Annotated in this window: 23 protein-coding genes; 8 read left to right on the top strand and 15 right to left on the bottom strand. The window is 63.4% G+C overall.

Going from position 1 to position 19,052, the window contains the following annotated elements; genetic code table 11:
- Positions 1 to 172: 172 nt before the first annotated feature.
- On the bottom strand, positions 173 to 775 hold the full coding sequence (locus C9427_RS27460; RefSeq protein ID WP_107652195.1) for a TetR/AcrR family transcriptional regulator: 603 nt from the start codon (positions 773 to 775) through the stop codon (positions 173 to 175).
- Between the two features lie 99 nt (positions 776 to 874).
- On the opposite strand from C9427_RS27460, the gene C9427_RS27455 reads away from it, so the two are divergent.
- On the top strand, positions 875 to 1,321 hold the full coding sequence (locus C9427_RS27455) for an OsmC family protein (RefSeq protein ID WP_107652194.1): 447 nt from the start codon (positions 875 to 877) through the stop codon (positions 1,319 to 1,321).
- A 16-nt stretch (positions 1,322 to 1,337) separates the two neighbouring features.
- The gene (locus C9427_RS27450; protein WP_107652200.1) at positions 1,338 to 1,724 is read left to right on the top strand and encodes a nuclear transport factor 2 family protein; all 387 of its coding nucleotides are present in this window, start codon (positions 1,338 to 1,340) and stop codon (positions 1,722 to 1,724) included.
- 56 nt (positions 1,725 to 1,780) lie between these two features.
- Here the strand turns inward: C9427_RS27450 and C9427_RS27445 are convergent, their stop codons facing one another.
- From C9427_RS27445 to C9427_RS27395, 10 genes are all read right to left on the bottom strand, one after another.
- Positions 1,781 to 3,307 carry an FAD-dependent monooxygenase gene (locus C9427_RS27445; protein WP_107652193.1) on the bottom strand — a complete coding sequence of 509 codons (1,527 nt, stop codon included), beginning with the start codon at positions 3,305 to 3,307 and terminating at the stop codon, positions 1,781 to 1,783.
- Positions 3,308 to 3,484: 177 nt separating this feature from the next.
- The gene (locus tag C9427_RS27435; protein ID WP_107652198.1) at positions 3,485 to 4,096 is read right to left on the bottom strand and encodes a LysE family translocator; all 612 of its coding nucleotides are present in this window, start codon (positions 4,094 to 4,096) and stop codon (positions 3,485 to 3,487) included.
- A 75-nt stretch (positions 4,097 to 4,171) separates the two neighbouring features.
- Complete coding sequence (locus tag C9427_RS27430; protein ID WP_425351682.1) at positions 4,172 to 4,552, bottom strand: YkgJ family cysteine cluster protein; 381 nt, start codon at positions 4,550 to 4,552, stop codon at positions 4,172 to 4,174.
- Between the two features lie 5 nt (positions 4,553 to 4,557).
- Positions 4,558 to 4,725, bottom strand: coding sequence for a hypothetical protein (locus C9427_RS34220; protein ID WP_167434503.1), 168 nt, complete (start codon positions 4,723 to 4,725; stop codon positions 4,558 to 4,560).
- 1 nt (position 4,726) lies between these two features.
- Complete coding sequence (locus C9427_RS27425; RefSeq protein WP_107652191.1) at positions 4,727 to 5,134, bottom strand: hypothetical protein; 408 nt, start codon at positions 5,132 to 5,134, stop codon at positions 4,727 to 4,729.
- Positions 5,134 to 5,361, bottom strand: coding sequence for a hypothetical protein (locus C9427_RS27420; RefSeq protein ID WP_107652190.1), 228 nt, complete (start codon positions 5,359 to 5,361; stop codon positions 5,134 to 5,136). The genes C9427_RS27425 and C9427_RS27420 overlap by 1 nt, the downstream gene beginning before the upstream one ends.
- Positions 5,362 to 5,660: 299 nt before the next feature.
- The gene (locus C9427_RS27415; RefSeq protein ID WP_006332139.1) at positions 5,661 to 5,870 is read right to left on the bottom strand and encodes a cold-shock protein; all 210 of its coding nucleotides are present in this window, start codon (positions 5,868 to 5,870) and stop codon (positions 5,661 to 5,663) included.
- A gap of 399 nt (positions 5,871 to 6,269) precedes the next feature.
- A complete protein-coding gene (locus C9427_RS27405) occupies positions 6,270 to 7,025 on the bottom strand; it encodes an SDR family NAD(P)-dependent oxidoreductase (protein ID WP_107652188.1) in 756 nt (251 codons plus the stop codon).
- Positions 7,026 to 7,093: 68 nt separating this feature from the next.
- Positions 7,094 to 7,753, bottom strand: coding sequence for a glutathione S-transferase family protein (locus tag C9427_RS27400; protein WP_107652187.1), 660 nt, complete (start codon positions 7,751 to 7,753; stop codon positions 7,094 to 7,096).
- Between the two features lie 31 nt (positions 7,754 to 7,784).
- On the bottom strand, positions 7,785 to 9,227 hold the full coding sequence (locus C9427_RS27395) for a patatin-like phospholipase family protein (RefSeq protein WP_107652186.1): 1,443 nt from the start codon (positions 9,225 to 9,227) through the stop codon (positions 7,785 to 7,787).
- A gap of 168 nt (positions 9,228 to 9,395) precedes the next feature.
- Here C9427_RS27395 and C9427_RS27390 point away from each other — a divergent pair, with 168 nt between their 5' ends.
- Complete coding sequence (locus C9427_RS27390) at positions 9,396 to 9,584, top strand: CsbD family protein (RefSeq protein ID WP_167434502.1); 189 nt, start codon at positions 9,396 to 9,398, stop codon at positions 9,582 to 9,584.
- Positions 9,585 to 9,641: 57 nt separating this feature from the next.
- On the opposite strand, the gene C9427_RS27385 is transcribed toward C9427_RS27390, so the two are convergent.
- A complete protein-coding gene (locus tag C9427_RS27385; protein ID WP_107652185.1) occupies positions 9,642 to 10,769 on the bottom strand; it encodes a metallophosphoesterase in 1,128 nt (375 codons plus the stop codon).
- Between the two features lie 133 nt (positions 10,770 to 10,902).
- Here C9427_RS27385 and C9427_RS27380 point away from each other — a divergent pair, with 133 nt between their 5' ends.
- A complete protein-coding gene (locus C9427_RS27380) occupies positions 10,903 to 11,496 on the top strand; it encodes a hypothetical protein (protein WP_107652184.1) in 594 nt (197 codons plus the stop codon).
- A gap of 50 nt (positions 11,497 to 11,546) precedes the next feature.
- Here C9427_RS27380 and C9427_RS27375 read toward each other — a convergent pair whose 3' ends face one another.
- Positions 11,547 to 12,179, bottom strand: a complete 633-nt coding sequence (locus C9427_RS27375) for a TetR/AcrR family transcriptional regulator (protein ID WP_167434504.1) — start codon at positions 12,177 to 12,179, stop codon at positions 11,547 to 11,549.
- Positions 12,180 to 12,326: 147 nt separating this feature from the next.
- Between C9427_RS27375 and C9427_RS27370 the strand changes: the two genes are divergently transcribed.
- From C9427_RS27370 to C9427_RS27355, 4 genes are all read left to right on the top strand, one after another.
- Positions 12,327 to 13,094 (top strand): NIPSNAP family protein, encoded by a 768-nt coding sequence (locus C9427_RS27370; protein WP_107652182.1) that lies wholly within the window; start codon positions 12,327 to 12,329, stop codon positions 13,092 to 13,094.
- 347 nt (positions 13,095 to 13,441) lie between these two features.
- Positions 13,442 to 14,839 carry a class II fumarate hydratase gene (gene fumC, locus C9427_RS27365; RefSeq protein WP_107652181.1) on the top strand — a complete coding sequence of 466 codons (1,398 nt, stop codon included), beginning with the start codon at positions 13,442 to 13,444 and terminating at the stop codon, positions 14,837 to 14,839.
- Between the two features lie 149 nt (positions 14,840 to 14,988).
- A complete protein-coding gene (locus C9427_RS27360) occupies positions 14,989 to 15,411 on the top strand; it encodes a DoxX family protein (protein WP_107652180.1) in 423 nt (140 codons plus the stop codon).
- 144 nt (positions 15,412 to 15,555) lie between these two features.
- Positions 15,556 to 15,978, top strand: a complete 423-nt coding sequence (locus C9427_RS27355; protein WP_107652196.1) for a DoxX family protein — start codon at positions 15,556 to 15,558, stop codon at positions 15,976 to 15,978.
- A gap of 27 nt (positions 15,979 to 16,005) precedes the next feature.
- Here C9427_RS27355 and ppx read toward each other — a convergent pair whose 3' ends face one another.
- A complete protein-coding gene (ppx, locus tag C9427_RS27350; protein ID WP_107652179.1) occupies positions 16,006 to 17,541 on the bottom strand; it encodes an exopolyphosphatase in 1,536 nt (511 codons plus the stop codon).
- Positions 17,541 to 19,052: RNA degradosome polyphosphate kinase (locus C9427_RS27345; protein ID WP_107652178.1), on the bottom strand; the 1,512-nt coding region annotated here is incomplete at its 5' end. The genes C9427_RS27345 and ppx, both read right to left, overlap by 1 nt.

Genomic DNA, 19,052 nt, shown 5'->3' with positions numbered 1-19,052 from the left:
CCGAGGCTCCGAAGAAGGAGTCGGCTGGCGGCGGCATGCCTGGCGGCATGGGCGGCGGCGGCATGGGCGGCATGGGTGGCATGGATTTCTAATCCAGCCTCTAGCAACCTTCAGAACAGAAAGGGCGGCCGAAAGGTCGCCCTTTTTGCATTTAAGGCTGAAGCTGCCAGGCCTACACGGGCGCATCCGCGCGTTGCCGCGCTTGGCCGGCAAGCACCGCGCCTTCGATCAGGGCGGCAACCTCGTCGGCCACCGCCAATACCGGGGCACGGTCGCGGGTGGCGCGCGCGATCACCATCAGCCCTTCCAGCGAGGATTCGACAAGCAGCGCCAGAGCGTGCGCGCGGCGTTCCGGCACCCCTGCCCTGACGAAGGCCTCCCGCAGCAGGCTGATCCATTGCTCGAAGGCCGTGCGGCACAGTTCCGCCAGCTCCGGCATCGGCGAATCCAGCACGACAGGCGCGATCGGACAGCCGAGCGAGAACTGGCTGTCCTCCAGCATGCGCGCCACCGACTGGTAGATATGATGAACGGCCACGGCCGGATCGCGCTCGGCGGCGAGCGCCTCGGTGAGCCCCTCCGTCACCCTGGCGATGCTGTCGCGCGTCACCTCGATGACCAGCTGGTCCTTGCCGCCCGGAAAATGGAAGTAGAGCGAGCCACGGGGCGCTGCGCTGGCGCTCAATATGTCGTTGAGCGAGGTGCCGTGATAGCCCCGCTGCCTCAGCAGCAGTCCAGTCGCCTCGAGCATGCGGGTCCGGGTGTCTTTCGCCATGTCAGCCTCTGTCAGGAAGCAGCATTATAGGTCTTGCCAGGAATATGACAACCGGTCTATATAATATGTAGATCAGTCTACATATTAGGGGGAAGACCGATGACAGTCCGTGAAGCTTTGGCCGAATGGCAAGGCACGTTGAAGGAAGGTTCGGGCCGCTTGCGCCTCGGCAGCGGCGTCTTCGAAGGCGCCTATTCATTTCCGTCGCGTTTCGAGAATGGCCCCGGCACCAACCCGGAAGAGCTGATCGCCGCCGCGCATGCCGGCTGCTTCTCGATGGCGCTGACCGCCATCCTCGGCCGCGACGGCCACGTCGCCCAGAACATCCGCACCATCGCCAAGGTGCATCTCGGCGCGGCCGAAGCGGGGCCGGCGATCACGCGCATCGAGCTCGAAACCGAGGCGGAAATCGTGGATCTCGCGGAAGACGAATTCCAGCGCCTGGCGCAGTCCGCCAAGGCGGGCTGCCTCGTCTCGCGCGCGCTTGCCGGCGTGCCCCGGATCACGCTCAAGGCCTCACTCGTCGAAGCCATCAAAGGTCAATGAAACCAGGAGAATGACGATGACACAGGAGCTTATCATGGACGCGGCCGCGAACGGCCTGTCCGGCCGGACGGCCGAGATCATGCGGCGCTACAACGAGGTGTTCCAGCGCCACGACCCGTCGGCGCTCGCCGAGCTGGTGGCTGAGGATTGCGTGATCGAGAACACCGTGCCGGCGCCGGATGGCGCCCGCCACCTGGGCCGCGAAGCCTGCATCGGGCTGTGGTCGGCGATCGCTACCCAACCGGGCACGCGTTTCGAGGTGGAGGAAACCTTCGTTGCCGGCGAGCGGGCGACGATCCGCTGGCGCTATTTCATGGCCGACGGCAAGTCGCTGCGCGGCGTCAATTTGATGCGCGTTGCCGGCGGGCGGATCGTCGAGGCGATGGGCTATGTGAAGGGGTAGGCCTTCCGGAATCCCGCCCGGCAGAGCGCAGATTCCGGGCGGATTGCCATCTTTTCCTACACCGTGGATGGCCCAAACCAGCGCGTCAGCGCCTCGCCAAGGCCCGTCGGAGCCGGGCCGCCAACCCAGGCGACATAACCATCGGGCCGGATCAGCACGGCGCCGGGCGGGCTGACCGCACAGATCACCGGAAGCTGCCACTCTCCATCATAGCGGGCGTCGACAAGACGGACCCGGTCGGCCCACGGGCGGAGGTCGAAAGCGAGGGGGTCACCAAGATTGAGCAGCACCGGCCGGCCCTCGTGCAGCAACGTAAAAACCCGCTGCGGACCGGCGTCGGTGGTCAAATCGAGGTCGGGCATGCGACGGCCAAGCAATGGGTGCCCCTCGCCGAAGTCGTAGGCGATGTCGAGACCGGACATCATGCCGGCAAAGCGCCGGCGCGGCTCCTCCATGGCAAGAAATTCCGTCATCGTGTCGCGCAGCGCGTTGGTGCGCTCGTCTCCGCGGCGCAGCGCAACCGATGCCATCGTGGTGCGCAAAACCCGCGCGGCAACAGGATGGCGCTCGGCATGGTACGTGTCGAGCAGGCTCTCGGGAGAAATCCCCCTCACCACCTGGGCCAGCTTCCAGCCCAGGTTTACCGCGTCCTGCACGCCGGTCTGGAGACCTTGGCCGCCATCCGGCGGATGGATATGCGCGGCGTCGCCAGCAAGCAGCACCCGTCCCTTGCGGTAGGACGCCGCTTGCCGGGTCATGTCGGTAAAGCGACCGAGCGATCTCGGATTGTGGACACCATAGTCCGTGCCGTAAACATCGATCAACGCCCGGCTGAGATCGGCGAGCGTGGGTTCGCCCGAGGCACCTGTTTGCCGCTCTGTCACCACTATGCGCACCATCGCACCGTCCATTCTGCTGAGGCCATGAATGCCGATGGCGTCGCGGCGGATGCCCCATTCCGGTTCGCTTGAAATCTCTGCCTCGGCGATCAAGTTGCTGGTCGTCGGGTCCCAACCGGGAAAATCAATACCGGCCGCCTTGCGCACGAGGCTCCGTCCGCCATCGCAGCCGACGAGATAATGCGCATGCAGAAACGCGCCGTTGGACAGTTCAATGTCGATGCCCGCACCTCCCTCCACGAAGCCCAGCACCTCGAGGCCGCGATGGATCGTGACGCCGAGTTCAGCGACCCATTCGGCCAGTATCTGCTCGATTTGCCTCTGCCACAAAGCGAGCCCGTAATTGTGCCGGGTGGGAAAGTCGCTGATATCCATGGTGACGTCTGCGAACCGGGCCACCTGGGCAATTTGCCCCTGTGACAAAAACCGGTCGGCAATGCCGCGCTGATCGAAAACCTCAATCGTGCGGGCGTGCAGGCCTCCGGCGCGGGAACCGGCAAGATCCTGGTTGGCGCGACGCTCGACGATGGCGGCATCGATGCCCGACAGGGCGAGCTCGCCCGCCAGCATCAACCCTGTCGGACCGCCTCCGACAATCAGCACCTGATGGGAGATCGCCGTGCGATCGGCACTGCTGCTCTCCAAGCGCCCGGCGTCGCGAGCGCGTGTTTCGAATTGCTGCATGATTTTGAGCCCTCTTTCAGTCAGGGCTCCGCAATCTAAGCATAAAAAGCCGAATGCCAATTCTTGATCTTAATTGGTTCGGCCCCATTTATTAAAGCAAGAGGGGTGCGACAGCCGTCACGCCCTCGAAATTCCCCAGCAAATGCGATGATCAAGCCGCCCACCCGGCAGCTTGGCTTATCTGTCAGCCAATGCCAGCTTGGCGCCAAGCGCGACGAAGGCGCCGGCGAAGGTGCGGCGCATCCAGGTCAGCACCATCGGCCGCGACACGACATGGCTGCGGATAGAGGCGGCGAAAATGCCGTAGCCGACAAAGACGACAAAGGTCAAAAGCATGAAGACGCTGGAAAGCTCCAGCATCTTCGACAGCGCATGCGGCTCGGTGGTGCTGACGAATTGCGGCAGGAAGGCGAAGAAGAAGATCGACAGTTTCGGGTTGAGGATGTTGATCAGGATGCCCGAGGTGATCACCTTGCCGGCCGAGCGCGGCGCGACATCCTGCCCGACGTTCAAGCCGCCGCTCTCCTTCAGCGTGTTCCACGCCATGTAGAGCAGGTAGGCGACGCCCAGATATTTCAGCGTCTCGAAAGCGAGTGCGCTGGTGTGCAGCAGTGCAGCCAGTCCGGTGATGGCGGCCGCCATATGCGGGATGATGCCGAGCGTGCAGCCGAAAGCGGCAATGATACTGGCCCTGGCGCCACGCGAAAGGCCGGCGCTCAGCGTGTAGAGAACGCCGGTGCCGGGCGAAGCCACGACAATCAGCGACGTCAACAGAAATTCGATGCTCACGGATGCTTCTCCCGGCGTTGCCCCAACGGCAAGGTATCCAGCCAGGCCGGTGCGCACAAGCCTGTCGGAACAGCGTCAGACGATCGGCAATCCATGGGCGCGGCGCGCCATCAGGCAATCGTCGCCGCCTGGCATGCAGGCGCGGCAGACATCCGGGCGAAGTTCGTAGATGCCGCAAGCAGTGTGCTTGCCAACCTCACCGGAAAGGGCTGAACAGCGCACGCCGTCGCAGCGCATGCCAGCTTCGTTCGAGGACACATATTTTTGCGGAATCCGGTCGAGCTGCGCGTCATCCTCGGTGGAAAAGCGCGGCCATTCAGCCGAATAGGAGCAGCAGGCACCGCAGCTCTGGCAGTCGAAGAGAGCGGTGGTGGCAGCCTCCTGCGGAGAAGACAAGTCCGTGGCGATCGTCGCGGCAAGCTGCCCTGGCCGGACAGGATCGGCGTGCCGCGGCAAGGCTGTTATTTCTTCTTCTTGGTTTTGCGTGACGGCGCTTCGGCCGGCGTTTCGAACAGATCGACCGCAGCCCCGGTGGCTTCGCCTGCTTTCGGCGCGGCAGCCGGCTTGGCCGGCTTTGCGGCGGCAGCCGGTGCTGCCGGCTGGTCCTTGGCGGAAAACTTGATGGCCATATCAATCCTCGTCGGAAAAACGCGATGCCGGCGCGCGCGGATTGCGCAGGCGGCCGATCAGCGCCGAGACCGCCGTGATGTTCATTTCCTCCGGCGACCAATTCCTGGCCTCCGCGATATGATGCGGCGCCAGCTCGCGATGCGTGCTGCCGCTATAGGCGGCGTCCTGATGGGTCTCAAGCTCACGGGTCTTGGTATTTTCCCGCGCATATTCGATCAGATAGTTCGGGGCTTCGGCGCGGCCGCGCACGCCGACCCGCACCTGGGCATCGCCATGGGCGCGCTTGCAGCGCTCCAGCTTTTCCAGTACGCGCCGGACATATTCGACCGGCTTGTCCAGGACCTCGACCATATCGGCGATGGTCGCATCGGCGGCGATCGGGGTTTGCGGCACGCGCTTGGTGGCCATCAGCGTTTGCCCGCGCGTTTCGGCAGAGCGGCAAGGGCCGCGGCAGCAGCCATGTCTTCGGCTTCCTTTTCCAGGCGCAGTTCGCGCAGCCGCGCGGTCTTGGCTTCGCGGGCCTGGCTGACGGCATCCTGCTCGGAAACGATGCGGTTGAGCGACATGGACTGAGTGCGAGTCTTGCTGAAAATGGATTCGGCCTGATCGCGGGATTTGTTCGAAGTGGCGGTCAAAGTCTTTCTCCTGTCCGGAGCGTGATGCCGACGAATGGCGAGGATTCAAATTACTGAACGTTCTTAGCACGTCCGAGCGGTCGCGCAGCGCCCTTTCGCCAGTCACAGCGTACAATGAAAAAGGCCAGGCACCGCCTGACCTCCCCTAAGAGGGCCGCGCATCCCGAAGGACACGCAAGGACACTCTTCTTAGGCACATGATCTGTTCTGGGAGACTTAACGTCTCCGCGACCATGCGCCAGAATTCGCCATTCGCCGGTGCCAGTACATCCGTGGTCACCGGGAAGGCTGAATTCTTTTTAGGCCGCCTTCAACTGGTCGGCGGACATCTTGCCCGACTTGTTGTCGCGGACCATCTCGTAGCCGAGCTTCTGGCCTTCGACGATATCGCGCATCCCGGCGCGCTCGACGGCCGAGATATGGACGAAAACGTCTGCCGAGCCATCGTCAGGCTGAATAAAACCAAAACCCTTGGTGGCGTTGAACCATTTAACTGTGCCGGTGGTCATGAAGAACCCTTTCCCTGGCAAATATTCGTTCGCCGTCGCGCGAATGCACAACAGCGTTTGTCTCGATTTTTGATGGGAGAAGTTCGTCAAAGGCGCGCTTGACGCGCGGATAACAAAAGTCGTTCAAACAAACATCGACATATTTCTTATACGCTTATTTTCCAGCGATGTCAATTTTTGCATGGCCGCGCTGAACGGGGCACATAAAGCGGGCTGCCGCGCACTCGAAAAAAAATCGCAAAATCCCGGGAACCATTATCGCAAACGCGCATTTTATCTGTGTCGTCAGCAATTCATGAGAGCAATCGAAGGAAATGCTAACGGCAAAAGACGCCTCCCGCGCGATAAAAGGCGCGAGGGGCGTTTTTCTTTGCGCAGGCTCCCCCACCTCACATGAAATCAGCGCTCCTGGTCGGTCGGGCGGATGACGATCTCGTTGACGTTGACGCGCGGATGTTGGCTCACCGCGTAGAGAATGGCGGCCGCTATATCCTCGGCGGTCAGCGCCTCGATCGTGGCAAGCCGCTTGCCCAGATCGGCTTTGAACGCCGCATTGGTGATATGCTCGCCAAGCTCGGTGCGCACCAGGCCGGGTTCGATGACGGTCACGCGCACCTTGTCGGCATAGACCTCGCGGCGCAGCGATTCGGAAAAGCCGACGACGCCGAACTTGGTCGCGGCATAGCCGCTGGCGCCGGGATTGGCGACGCGGCCGGCGACCGACGAGACATTGACGATGTGGCCCTTGGCGGCCTTGAGATGCGGAAGTGCCGCCTTGGTGACGCCCATCAGCGCCAGCAGGTTGAGTTCGACCATGCGGCGCCAGTCGTCGAGCACTGCCTCGGCTGCCGGCGACAGAAGCATGATACCGGCATTGTTGACGAGGATGTCGAGTTGGCCCCAATCGGAAACGACCTTATCGACCATCGCTGTGACGTCGCCGGCGCTGGTGACGTCGGCCTCGATGCGAAGGGCCGTGCCGCCAGCCTTTTGGATGCGTGCGGCCAGCGCTTCGAGGCGATCGGCCCGGCGGGCGGCAACCGCCACCTTTGCTCCGGCGGCGGCGAGTGTGGCGGCCGTTGCCTCGCCGATGCCCGACGATGCGCCGGTGACGAGGGCGACCTTGCCGGCAAGTGGGGAATTAGCAGATGTCATGAGAAATCTCCAAGTGCCCGGCCCGCCCCTTCAGATAGGTCGCGAACGGCATTCTGGGAGTCCTGTCATCAGTCCTGTTCGTGCGGTCCCGGTTCCGGCCAGGTCTCCTTGGCGGCCTCGGCATACCAGTGCCGCATTGCCGGGGTTGAGAGCACGACGTCGACATAGGCCCTGATATCGGGCGCCAATTCGCCGCCATAGGTGTCGAAGCGGGTGACGATGGGCGCATACATGGCATCGGCCGCAGTGAAATGACCGAACAGGAACGGCCCGCCCTTGCCGTATCCCTCCCGGCATTGCCGCCACAGGCTCTCAATGCGCGCCCGCTGCGCCTCACCATCGGCGTCGAGCGCCTTGTAGGCTTTCGGCCGACGCAGATTCATCGGCCAGCCATAGCGAACCTCGCGAAAGCCGGAATGCATCTCTGTCGCCACTGAGCGCGCCAATGCGCGCGCCTCGATATCGGCCGGCCAAAGCTTCTTCTCGGGATAGAGGTCGGCAAGGTATTCAAGGATGGCAAGGGTTTCCCAGACGATTCTGCCATTATGATTCAGCACCGGCACCAGCCCCGTCGGTGACACCTTGGCAAGGTTGGCAGCAGTTTCAGGCGTGCGCAGGCGCACGAAACTCTCCTCGAACGGGATCTTCAGATGCTTCATCGCCACCCATGGCCTAAGCGACCAGGACGAAAAGCATTTGTTGCCGATGAAGAGCGTGAATTCAGCCAAGATGGTTCTCTCCTTGTTGAGCGTGGTGGGCTCAATTTTCCTGTGCCGCAGCGATTTGTGCTCCCGGTGCGACACCGGCGCGGGCACGGATGGCGGCGACCGCCTTGGCGATATCCGCATTGACCAGCAGTGCCTTGCGGCCAGCCTCGATGGCGAGGTCGACCTGCTCCACCGGCAGTCTCAGCCTGGTTGGAATGGCGTTCAGCTTGACCTGCATTGCCTGATCCATATCGGCAAAGGACAGATGCTGGACCACGAGCCGGACATCGCGACAATTCCAGCCGGCGGCCGAACCGCGATAGGCGGACACGGTCGAGGCAGGCAAGCCGCAGCGGTAGCGCACGAGTTCGCCCTTCCATTGCGAGACGGCCAGCGTCAGCGCATCGAATTCGTCGCGCACCGAGGCGGCGAGCGTGGTGCTGGTCGTAACGTCGAGCAGTTCGCTGGCCTTTGGCCCGTGCAGCGACTTTGCCCAACTCCGGTCGCTGCCGCTGCCGGCATCGGCGACGATGAAGATCAGCGTCGTCAGCCGAACGGCGGCCGATGGCGAGAGCGGTCCGTAAGGCGTGCCGGCGGCGTAGCGTTCGAGCGCGAAACCAGTGACGCCGATATTGTCGGTCAGGCCACCGTCCAGTAGCTTCACATAGTCGTGCGGGCCGGCATTCTGGTAGGCATCGAGCGCGGCGGCGTAAGCCTTCAACCTCAGCGGGGCGTTGTGGTCGGCAAGCGCCCGGCTCAGCCATTGCGGCCTGTGATAACCGCAATCCGGGCTGGTGGCGGCGACGACGATCGGCGCGAAGACGATCGGCACCGCGGCCGAGGCCGCCACCGCATCGGCAAGCCGCACCGTGTCGAGGTCGCTGCACAGAGCCGCGAAGGTGTCGTAGGTGAACAGGAACGGCGTGCGGTTGTAGATGTCGGAAGCATTGATCCACACGATAGGGCCGGCGGGCCGGCGGAAAGCGTCGAATGTCGCGCCGTCGAAGAGATGGTCGTTCAGCCATTTGGCGAAGCCGCTGCGGTCGTTGACGCCGCCATAGTAGGCGCGCACGAGATTGACCGGCGAAATCCTTTTCCGGAGGTCGGCTTCCGCGTCCTGGATCAGGAACCGCTCGCGAAAATCCCGGTAACCGACCTTGCCCTTGTAGCCGAAATAGGCAGCGGCTACCGCGCCGCCGGACGCGCCGGAGATCATCCTGACATCATCGACCAGGGTGCGCCTGCGCGGCCGCTCGTCGATGACGATGTCGTCCAGCGCCCGCAAGACGCCGTAGGAAAAGGCTGCGGCCCTTGTACCACCGCCAGAGAAGGCGAGGCCGACCACGGTCGAGCCGTCGTCGCCCGGATCGGGAATGTAGGCCGGCGACGGCTGGCCGGCCTGGGGAGTGAAGACGTTGATCGGCCCGACATCGTCGGCGACGCAGCCAGCCAGAAGCACCGAGGCCACAACGGCACAGACAAGGTGAAAACGCATCGAACTCCCCCGGCCTGTCCCTCACACGCTGCCGGGCAGAACCTAGCCGCATTGCCGCGCCCGGCGCAACCAGTCGCTCAAGAGATTACAGGGAACCGAATTCAGGTTCCATGGAACCGAAGTCGCACCGGCCCGTTCTGCCTCCCGCGGACGAAACAATCACAGGAGATGCGCACAATGGTGAACAAGGATCAGGTGGCGGGCGTTGCCAAGCAGGTCAAAGGCTCGGTCAAGCAAGCCGCCGGCAAGGCCACGGGCAACCGGCAGACCGAGGCCGAGGGTGCAGCCGACAAAATCGCCGGCAAGGTGCAGAAGGCCTATGGCGACGTGAAGGACAAGGTGAAGAAGGCGCTTTGATCGGGCATTGCGCTACCAAGGCGACGAGGAAGGTGGCTTCGGCTGCCTTTTTTGTTTCTAGAACTCCTTGGAGAAAGCATTGGTGAAAGCGACTTCGCCGTGGTCGCCGGTTGCCTCGCCCAGCACCACATCCATGCTGTCACTGGTCACCCGCGCCAGCGCGAAGCCACCCATATAGGCGGCTTTCGGCTTGAACAGATCGACCCCGTCGCTGCGGTAGATCATCGGCACCTCATGCTGGTGGCCGTGGAAGATGGCGATGACATTGTAGCCCTTCAGCGTTGTCAGCAGCGCCTGCCGGTCCGCCTCGCTCCACCAATGCGGCGCGCCGGCGCCGTCATCGTCAAAGGTCCGTTTGGCCGGATCCCACCGCTCGATGGAAAAAGTGTCCCAGCCATAGTGCTGGAACAGGATGACGGGGCGGCCGTCACCGGCATAGGTCGCCAGATCCTGCCTCAGCCATGGCAGGCTGGAGACCGCGCCATGGCCGGTGTCGCCGGCGAAGCGGTGCGTCTGGATGAGATGCAGGCCACCCCAGTCCCAGGAATAACAGTCGGTATCGACATCGTACTCGGTCGCCGGCACCGGCGGCTTGAAGAACACGCCCGGGCGGTGGTTGACCTCGACATAGTCGCGCAATTCGCGCCGGTACCAGTCGACATGAGGCGGCGGGCCGTTCTGGTCGAGATCATGGTTGCCGAGCCCGACATAGACCGGCATGTGCACGCGATCGGGGCCGACACCTTGCTGATAGCGCTGGCTGAACTGGAGAAGCTGCGTGCCCTCGCTGGGCTCGGTGATCTGGCCGCCGCCATCGTCGGTCATGTCGCCGCCGACGACGAGGCCGAGCGGCGTGGCGATACGGCTGCCGGCCGAACGCAAGCCGGTGGCAACGCCGCCGATTTCGGCAGGCCATTGCTTGTCGCCGATGCCGTTCAGAGCCGCGACACTGCGCAGCAAGGCAGCGTCGGTCTTGCCTTCCTGCTGGCAATTCGGGCTCAAGCCGCTGGCCATGCGGCAGGCATGGACATCGGCGATGAACAGAAAGGTGGCGTCGATGGGCTGAATGCGCTGCCCGGTCTGACTGAGCGCCGGGCGCGCAAAGGCGCCTGCCGCAGCAAACCCCGCCGCTTGCGCAAGGAAGTTGCGGCGGGAAACAAATTTCGACGAGCGGCAATTCTTCATGCACTGAAATTCGCATGACCGGGGCCCGGCCGTCCAGTGTCCCACGGATCTCCATCGGCCATCGACAGCGTAGCGTCAGTCTGGCATTCCTTTGCGACTAACGCCCAAGTTGTGAAGGAAAGAGGAGGCCCTCATGAGAGTTGCCGCCATCGGCATTGCATTTGTCATCCTGGCCACAACGAGCGCCGCGCATGGCGCCGAGTGCATCGGCGCCAAGGCCGCCAAGGCCGGTTTCATCCTTTCGAAGCCCGGCATAAGCAGTGAGTTTCGACCCGCGGCGGGCGGAATGATGCATGTCGCCAACACATATGAATCCGCCTCGCCGCAGACGCAGTTTCTGTTCGGCGGTCTGATCGAGGTGTTTCGCGACAGCAATACGGGTCAGCTTGCGATGATCCCGTTTTCCGATCTCAGAAAGCTGTTTCCGCTCAAGGCAGGAGCGAAAAGCAAGACGATTTTCGTTCGCCTGGCGCCAAACAAGCAACCGAAAGGCACGGAGACGTTGGAACTCGTCGTCAAAGGCAAGGAAACGTTCAGCCTGGGCACCTGCAAATACAATGTGCTGGCCGTCAAGGAGACGATCAAGAACCAGGCCGGCGAAACGCTGGATGAATTCACCGCGCTCTACGCGCCCGACCTGCAGGCGGTTCTCGCCAAACGCTATGACGAGGGCACGAATTCTGAAAGCGTGGTTGGCTATGAGGTGATCAAGCCGTTGGCGAAGTAGGCGGCGGCCTGAATACTGGAGACGCTGGAAGGACAGCTGTCCCGCCGGCATCAAAGGGTTTTGGGTCGCAGCAGCACCCGGCGACGTCGCTTCGTAACCGCGCCTCCTGACGATGACGAAGCCGGCGAAGCTCCCTGCTCCAGCGCGTTCAAGCAATCGCGCAGCACGCCGGCGTCCTGCGCCGTCTTGGCCATCGACATGGCGCCGGAATAGACAGCGACAGCCAGCGCCGCGAAGTGCTCGGGATCGATGCCCCCGTCCCCACCTGCTTGCCGGTCGGCCCTGGCCTTGTCGGCGATCGCCTGGCGCCATGCCGAAAAGATGCCGGCAAGGGCCATGCGGAATTCCGGATCGGCCAGCGACAATTCATGCGCCAGATTGTTGAGCGGGCAGCCGCGCACGAAACCCTGGCTCTCAAGCTCCGCCGCCACAGCCTCGAACACCATGCGCACGCCCTCGCGGGCCGAGCCCGCCGTCTGCACTGGCGCGATCCAGGTTTCCTCGACAGCGGACGCCACCCGCTCCTCGATCACCGCCAGCGCAAGCGCCTTCTTGGTCGGGAAATGGTGATGCAGCGCGCCACCGGTGATGCCCGCCGCCGCCATCAGGTCGCCGATGCTGGAGGCGTGATAGCCGCGCGCCTGGAAGGATTCTTCCGCCACGTCGAGCACGCGTTTGCGCATGCCTTCGGGATCGTTGGTGCGCTTCCGGGACCGCGTTGTTGTGAGAGAGTCGTTCACTGCTGACATTTCCTAGAGATAGCAGATTGACAAAACAGGACAACCGGTCTGTTTTAAAACAGGACGATCGTCCTGTTTTGGAGTCGAGCGATGAACCTGCCCCTGAATGCGCCGCCGAAATCCGGCCTCAACGCCTCGCCTGTCGTCGAACTCAGGCAATATGTGCTGAAGCCCGGCCAGCGCGAGACGCTGATCGGCATCTTCGACGGCAGGCTGATCGAAGGCCAGGAAGCGGCCGGGATGACCATCATCGGCCAGTTCCGCGATCTCGACCGGCCTGACATGTTCGTCTGGCTGCGCGGCTTCGACGGCATGGCCGCGCGGAAGGACGCGCTGACCGGCTTTTATGGAGGACCGGCATGGGCAGCCTGGCGCGACGCCGCCAATGCGACGATGATCTCGTCCGACGACGTGCTTCTGCTCAAACCGGCATGGCCCAGTGCCGGGTTCGACCTGTCGGGTTCACGACGAGCGGGCCTTCCCGGCAACGAAAAGACAAGCGGTGACAGCCGCTTGGCGGACATTGTTGTCATCCGGATTCATCATTTACGACCTGGGACTGAGACCGGTTTTGCCAAAGACTTCGCGGCCGAAGCCGTTCCGGTGCTTGATGCGCTCGGTGCAAAACTGCTCGGCGTCTTCGTCAGCGAGCATGCCGAGAACAGTTTTCCGCGCCTGCCGGTGCGGGCTGGCGAAAACGTCTTCCTCGCCGTCACTGGTTTCGACAGCCCTGAAGCGCATGCCCGCCATGAAGCGGCCCTTGCGGCCTCGCCCGAATGGCAGGCGCTACAAGCAGATCTGGCAAGCCCGATCGAGACTTTGCGGCTGTCGCCGACCGCGCAATCGCTGCTCGGTTGAAGTTCATACGCTGAGATAGGCCGACGGCTTGACCTTGGCTGCCGGCATGCGGCGCTCCAGCCGTCACGAGGCGCGACTGGGGCTGCTCATCTCCCCCCTTTAGGGGGAGATGGCCGGCAGGCCAGAGGGGGTCGCCGCGCGTCGAGCACCAGCATCCTCTGTCGATAAGGAGAGTCGCGCTAAGTCGCACCGCCCCCCCTCTGTCGCCTTCGGCGACATCTCTCCCTCAAGGGGGGAGATAAGCAGCGCCTTCAACCGATTCGCATTCCTACAGTCCGCAATCTCCGCTTGAAGCCTTTTGTGCAACGCGATACGCCGTTGCCGAATTCGACAGACCGGAGAGACACGTGAGCGCGCCAAAGACCAGAACCGAAACCGATACATTCGGTCCCATCGAGGTCCCGGCGGACCGCTACTGGGGCGCGCAGGCGCAGCGTTCCCTTGGCAATTTCAAGATCGGCTGGGAGAAGCAGCCGGTCTCGATCGTGCGTGCGCTCGGCATCGTCAAGCGCGCGGCGGCCGAAGCCAATATGGAGCTGAAGCGGCTCGATCCGGCGATCGGCAAGGTCATCATCGAAGCCTCGCAGGAGGTCATCGACGGCAAGCTCAACGACCATTTCCCGCTGGTCGTCTGGCAGACCGGCTCGGGCACGCAGTCCAACATGAACGCCAATGAGGTTATCTCCAATCGGGCGATCGAGATGCTTGGCGGCGTCATGGGATCGAAAAAGCCGGTGCATCCCAACGACCACGTCAATATGAGCCAGTCGTCGAACGACACCTATCCGACGGCCATGCATATCGCCTGCGCCGAGCGCATCGTGCACGATCTCCTGCCGGCGCTGAAGCATCTGCACAAGGCGCTTGAAGCCAAGACCAAGGCCTTCGCCCACATCATCAAGATCGGCCGCACCCATACCCAGGATGCCACTCCCCTCACCCTTGGCCAGGAATTCTCGGGCTATGCTGCGCAAGTCGCCTCGTCGATCAAGCGCATCGAGTTGACACTGCCCGGCCTGCAGGAACTGGCGCAAGGCGGCACAGCCGTCGGCACCGGCCTCAACGCGCCGGTTGGCTTTGCCGAGAGAGTGGCGGATCGCATCGCCGCCATCACCGGCATCGCCTTCGTCACCGCGCCGAACAAGTTCGAGGCGCTGGCGGCACATGATTCCATGGTGTTCTCGCATGGCGCCATCAACGCCTGCGCCGGCGCCCTGTTCAAGATCGCCAACGACATCCGTCTGCTCGGCTCCGGCCCGCGCTCCGGCCTCGGCGAACTGTCGCTGCCGGAAAACGAGCCCGGCTCTTCGATCATGCCTGGCAAGGTCAACCCGACCCAGTGCGAGGCGTTGACGCAGGTCTGCATCCAGGTGTTCGGCAACAATGCCGCGGTGACCTTCGCCGGCAGCCAGGGCCATTTCGAGCTCAACGTCTACAATCCGCTGATGGCCTATAACTTCCTGCAATCGGTGCAGCTTCTGGCCGACGCCTCGATCTCGTTCACCGACAATTGCGTCGTCGGCATCGAGGCACGGGAAGACAACATCAAGGCGGCGCTCGACCGCTCGCTGATGCTGGTGACGGCGCTGGCGCCGACCATCGGCTACGACAATGCCGCCAAGATCGCCAAGACCGCGCACAAGAACGGGACTACGCTGCGCGAGGAGGCTTTGGCCACCGGGCTGGTCAGCGAAGCGGACTACGACCGGCTGGTGCGGCCGGAAGACATGACGCATCCGGGGTAAGAAGGACGGGCTGGAAGACACGGCTAATCACAAGCGGGCCAATCACGATAGCTTTACTGCGGTGAACGATCTGTCACCGCATATGCATCTTTGGTGAACAGTCGCCCTCATCTATCTGAACGGGCATCAACCCCATTCGGAGAGTCGCCATGTCCACCAACACTTCCGTCGCCGGTACCGGCACCGCTTCAAGCGCTTCAACCACGATCCTGCTCGGCCGCATCCTGCTCGCCGTCATTTTCCTGCTTTCCGGTTTCGGCAAGCTCACCGCCATTGCCGGCACCGCTGGCTATTTCGGCAGCCTCGGCCTACCGCTGCCCACCGTAACCGCGATTGTCGTTGGCCTGATCGAGCTGCTTGGCGGCCTTGCCATCCTCGTCGGCTTCCAGACGCGCATCACTGCCTGGGTGCTGGCGATCTTCACCATCGCCACGGGCCTGGTTGCCCATACCGGCTGGGCCGATCAGATGCAGATGATCAGCTTCATGAAGAACCTGGCGATTGCCGGCGGCTTCCTCGTACTGGCTTCCTCGGGCGCCGGCGCGCTCTCGATCGATGCCAAGCGCGGCTGAAGCAGGCCAGAGATTATCTATGGAAAAAGGGGCGCGGAATTTTTCGCGCCCCTTTTTCGTTGTCTGGGCATACGTCCCGAACCAGCGATTTCTGCTAGACTGGTATCGGAACAGGCCGACCGGCCGCCGACAACGGAGGTGACCATGCCCCGTAATGTGCTGCTTCTCATTTCCCGGCTGCTGCTCGCCGCGCTGTTCGTTCCGTCCGGTTTCCACGCGCTTGCCGACATCGCCGGCACCTCAGGCTATTTTGCCGGACTCGGCCTTCCGCTGCCGACATTGGCTGCCTGGGGCACCGGCCTGCTCGAGCTGATCGCCGGGCTCGCTATCCTCGTCGGTTTCAAGACGCCGATCGTGGCGCTGCTGCTCGCCGCCTTTTGCGTTGCCGCCGGCTTTATCGGCCATTACGGCCAGGGCGGCGGCGATCCGACGCTCACTTTCATGCATTCACAGATGCTGATGAAGGACATCGCCATCGCTGGCGGTTTTCTGGCGCTGGCAGTGGCTGGCGCCGGGGCATATTCGCTCGACGGTCGAGCGTTCGGAGTCGGCGCCGACGTCACCTGACCGGAACGGCTACTTGACCGACACGGCCTATTTCACCGAAACGCTAGGCCCGCCCTCGACCGCCAGCACCAGCCGGCGGTTGGTGACCCTCGCCAGTTGCGCCAGCCGGCCGGCCGGCCGCTCGCCGTAGAGATCGGCGAGCGGCGCCGGCAGCACCAGCGCCAGCGCTCCATTGGGGCGGCTTTCCCATTTCAGCCTGGGCATGACGCCAGGCATCGCCGCGGTCAGCAGGTAGACGACGCGCATCGTTGCGGCCAGCACGCGGGCGCGCTCGAGGTAACGCGGGCTCGCCAGCGCCTTGATTTCCGGCGCGATGGATTCGTTGAAGATACCGTCGTGGCGATAGGCATTGGTCAGCGCCAGGAAGGCGCGGCCGGGATGGTCGACGCCGATGAAGGAAGCGTGGGCGATGATGTTGAGCGACTGCCTGCCGCGATATTCGGGATGCGCGCGCCAGCCGATGTCGGCAAGCAGGCAAGCCGCCTGCCGGTAGCGCGTCTCGTTCTCCGTTTCATCCAGCCCGAAGGCGGCAAAGGCCTTGCCTGTCCATTCGACCAGCTCATGCGCATGGGTGACCGAGCGCGAGCGCAGCCGGGCGAGTTCCTCCGAGGCGGAGATCAGCGGATCGGCCTTCTGCTCGGCCTCATCGAGCAGTGAATAGAGAAAGCCTTCGCGCACGCCCAGCGCCGAAACGATGATCCTGGACGGCTGCATCGCCGCCATGATCTCCTGCAGCACGATGGCGCCATAAGGCAGCAGCGAGCGGCGGTTCTTCGAGACGCCCTCAATGCCCTTCACCTTCTCGATCTCGCCCTTGGCCACCTGCTTGAGGAAGTTGGCAGCGCTGTCGATGCCGATCTCGTAATGGTGCATTACGGCCAGCGGATAGTTGGTCATTTCCATGTGCAGCCGGGCAAGGTTTCGCCAGGTGCCGCCGACCGCATAGAATGGCCGGCCCTGCCCGCCCTTCAGCAATTTCGCCTTGGCGAGCTCGTCGCGCGCGATCTTCGCCGCCTGACCCAGCGAATTCCTGGCCATATCCTGCAAGCGCAGGCCGCCCAGCGGCAGCGTGATGCCGTCGCCGATCGCCTCGCCTTCGACGTCGACCAGTTCGAGGCTGCCGCCGCCAAGGTCCCCCGCAATGCCGTCGGCCGGATGGAAGCCGGAAATGACGCCGAGCGCCGAATAATGGGCCTCCTGGCGCCCGCTCAAAACCTGGACTTCGGTCTTGAGCACGTCTTCGGCGCGGTGGATGAAGTCGGGACCGTTGACCGCCTCGCGGGCGGCGGCGGTCGCCAGCACATACATGCGTTCGGCGCCGGCCTGTTCGGAGAGCGCGCGGAACCGCCGGAACTCCTCCATCGAGCGGCTCACGCCCTCGGGGTCGAGCTTTCCGGTCGAAACGATGCCGCGGCCAAGGCCGGCAAGCATCTTTTCGTTGAACAAGGTGGTCGGCGAACGCGCCAGCCCCTCATAGACGACAAGACGGATCGAGTTCGACCCGATGTCGATGATGGACAGCGGTCGGCGATCCTGAAGCCGGCCCTGGGACGTTGAAATCATCAGCCGGTCGCTGCGCCGTTTTTCTTGCGGCGCTTGAACTGAGCGATGCGCTTGGGCGCGTGCGACTTCAGCGCATCGCCCCGTCCGGAAAGGCTCGGATTGGTCATGAAGTATTCCTGCGCGTTGAACGGTTCCTCGCCCTCCTCCAGCACGACGCGCCGGGAGGTTCCGTCAGCCAATACGTCGAAACTTTGCTGGTTGTCCATGATGTTGCCCAGCATGATCTGGCCAAGAACCTGTTCATGCACAGTTGGATTGGTGATCGGCACCATGGTCTCGACGCGGCGGTCGAGATTGCGCGGCATCAGGTCGGCCGACGAGATGTAGACGATCGCCCCGTCCGACGGCAGGCCATGACCGTTGCCGAAGCAATAGATGCGGCTGTGCTCAAGGAAACGGCCGACGATCGACTTGACCCTGATGTTCTCCGACAGGCCCGGCACCTGCGGCCTCAGGCAGCAGATGCCGCGCACGACGAGGTCGATCTCGACACCGGCGCGGCTGGCATCATAAAGCGCGTCGATGATGATCGGATCGACGAGCGAATTCATCTTCATCCAGATGCGCGCCGGCCGGCCTTCCAGCGCGTGGGCGATCTCGTCGGAAATGTGCTTGAGGATGCGGTTGCGCAACGTGAAGGGCGAGATCGCCAGACGCATCTCCTCGGCGGGCTCGGCGTAGCCGGTGATGAAATTGAACAGCTGCGCGACATCGCGGGCGATCGTCGGATCGGTGGTGAAAAAGGACAGGTCGGTGTAGATGCGCGCGGTGACCGGATGGTAATTGCCGGTGCCCAGATGCACGTAGTTGCGCAGCCTGCCGTCCTCGCGCCGAACCACCAGCGACATCTTGGCGTGGGTCTTCAGTTCGAGGAAGCCGAACACGACCTGGACACCGGCGCGCTCGAGGTCGCGCGCCCAGCGGATGTTGGCCTCCTCGTCGAAGCGGGCCTTGAGCTCGACCAGCGCCGTCACCGACTTGCCGGCCTCGGCCGCGTCGACCAGAGCGCGCACGATCGGGCTGTCGTTGGAGGTGCGGTAGAGCGTCTGCTTGATCGCCACCACTTCCGGGTCGGCCATCGCCTGGCGCAGGAACTGCACGACCACGTCGAAGGATTCATAGGGGTGGTGAACGATGATGTCCTTTTCGCGGATGGCGGCGAAACAGTCGCCGCCATGCTCGCGGATGCGCTCGGGGAAGCGTGGATTGTAGGGCCTGAACTTGAGGTCGTCGCGGGGAACGGCGACGATCTCGGAAATCTGGCTCAGCGCCAGCGGCCCGGTGAGCACGCTGATGCGGCTCGACGAGACGCCAAGCTCGCCGGCGACGAAGTCGCGCAGTTCGGCGGGCATCGACCTATCGAACTCGATGCGGATGACCGAACCGCGGCGGCGGCGCTTCAGCGCCGTCTCGAACAGGCGCACGAGATCCTCGGACTCCTCCTCGACCTCGATATCGCTGTCGCGGATGATGCGGAACGTTCCGGAACCCTTGACCTCGTAGCCGGGGAA

Source organism: Mesorhizobium helmanticense, from assembly GCF_003034915.1.
Classification (GTDB): Bacteria; Pseudomonadota; Alphaproteobacteria; order Rhizobiales; family Rhizobiaceae; genus Mesorhizobium; species Mesorhizobium helmanticense.
Note: the sequence above shows the minus strand (reverse complement) of the source record. Positions and strands in the feature narration are given on the sequence as shown.

Bases quoted from the DNA above. Each gene is read 5' to 3' on its own strand.
- C9427_RS27460 (WP_107652195.1), bottom strand. From the start codon at position 775: ATGGCGAAAGACACCCGGACCCGCATGCTCGAGGCGACTGGACTGCTG.
- C9427_RS27455 (WP_107652194.1), top strand. From the start codon at position 875: ATGACAGTCCGTGAAGCTTTGGCCGAATGGCAAGGCACGTTGAAGGAA.
- C9427_RS27450 (WP_107652200.1), top strand. From the start codon at position 1,338: ATGACACAGGAGCTTATCATGGACGCGGCCGCGAACGGCCTGTCCGGC.
- C9427_RS27445 (WP_107652193.1), bottom strand. From the start codon at position 3,307: ATGCAGCAATTCGAAACACGCGCTCGCGACGCCGGGCGCTTGGAGAGC.
- C9427_RS34220 (WP_167434503.1), bottom strand. From the start codon at position 4,725: ATGGCCATCAAGTTTTCCGCCAAGGACCAGCCGGCAGCACCGGCTGCC.
- C9427_RS27425 (WP_107652191.1), bottom strand. From the start codon at position 5,134: ATGGCCACCAAGCGCGTGCCGCAAACCCCGATCGCCGCCGATGCGACC.
- C9427_RS27415 (WP_006332139.1), bottom strand. From the start codon at position 5,870: ATGACCACCGGCACAGTTAAATGGTTCAACGCCACCAAGGGTTTTGGT.
- C9427_RS27405 (WP_107652188.1), bottom strand. From the start codon at position 7,025: ATGACATCTGCTAATTCCCCACTTGCCGGCAAGGTCGCCCTCGTCACC.
- C9427_RS27395 (WP_107652186.1), bottom strand. From the start codon at position 9,227: ATGCGTTTTCACCTTGTCTGTGCCGTTGTGGCCTCGGTGCTTCTGGCT.
- C9427_RS27390 (WP_167434502.1), top strand. From the start codon at position 9,396: ATGCGCACAATGGTGAACAAGGATCAGGTGGCGGGCGTTGCCAAGCAG.
- C9427_RS27385 (WP_107652185.1), bottom strand. From the start codon at position 10,769: ATGAAGAATTGCCGCTCGTCGAAATTTGTTTCCCGCCGCAACTTCCTT.
- C9427_RS27380 (WP_107652184.1), top strand. From the start codon at position 10,903: ATGAGAGTTGCCGCCATCGGCATTGCATTTGTCATCCTGGCCACAACG.
- C9427_RS27375 (WP_167434504.1), bottom strand. From the start codon at position 12,179: ATGCGCAAACGCGTGCTCGACGTGGCGGAAGAATCCTTCCAGGCGCGC.
- C9427_RS27370 (WP_107652182.1), top strand. From the start codon at position 12,327: ATGAACCTGCCCCTGAATGCGCCGCCGAAATCCGGCCTCAACGCCTCG.
- C9427_RS27360 (WP_107652180.1), top strand. From the start codon at position 14,989: ATGTCCACCAACACTTCCGTCGCCGGTACCGGCACCGCTTCAAGCGCT.
- C9427_RS27355 (WP_107652196.1), top strand. From the start codon at position 15,556: ATGCCCCGTAATGTGCTGCTTCTCATTTCCCGGCTGCTGCTCGCCGCG.
- ppx (WP_107652179.1), bottom strand. From the start codon at position 17,541: ATGATTTCAACGTCCCAGGGCCGGCTTCAGGATCGCCGACCGCTGTCC.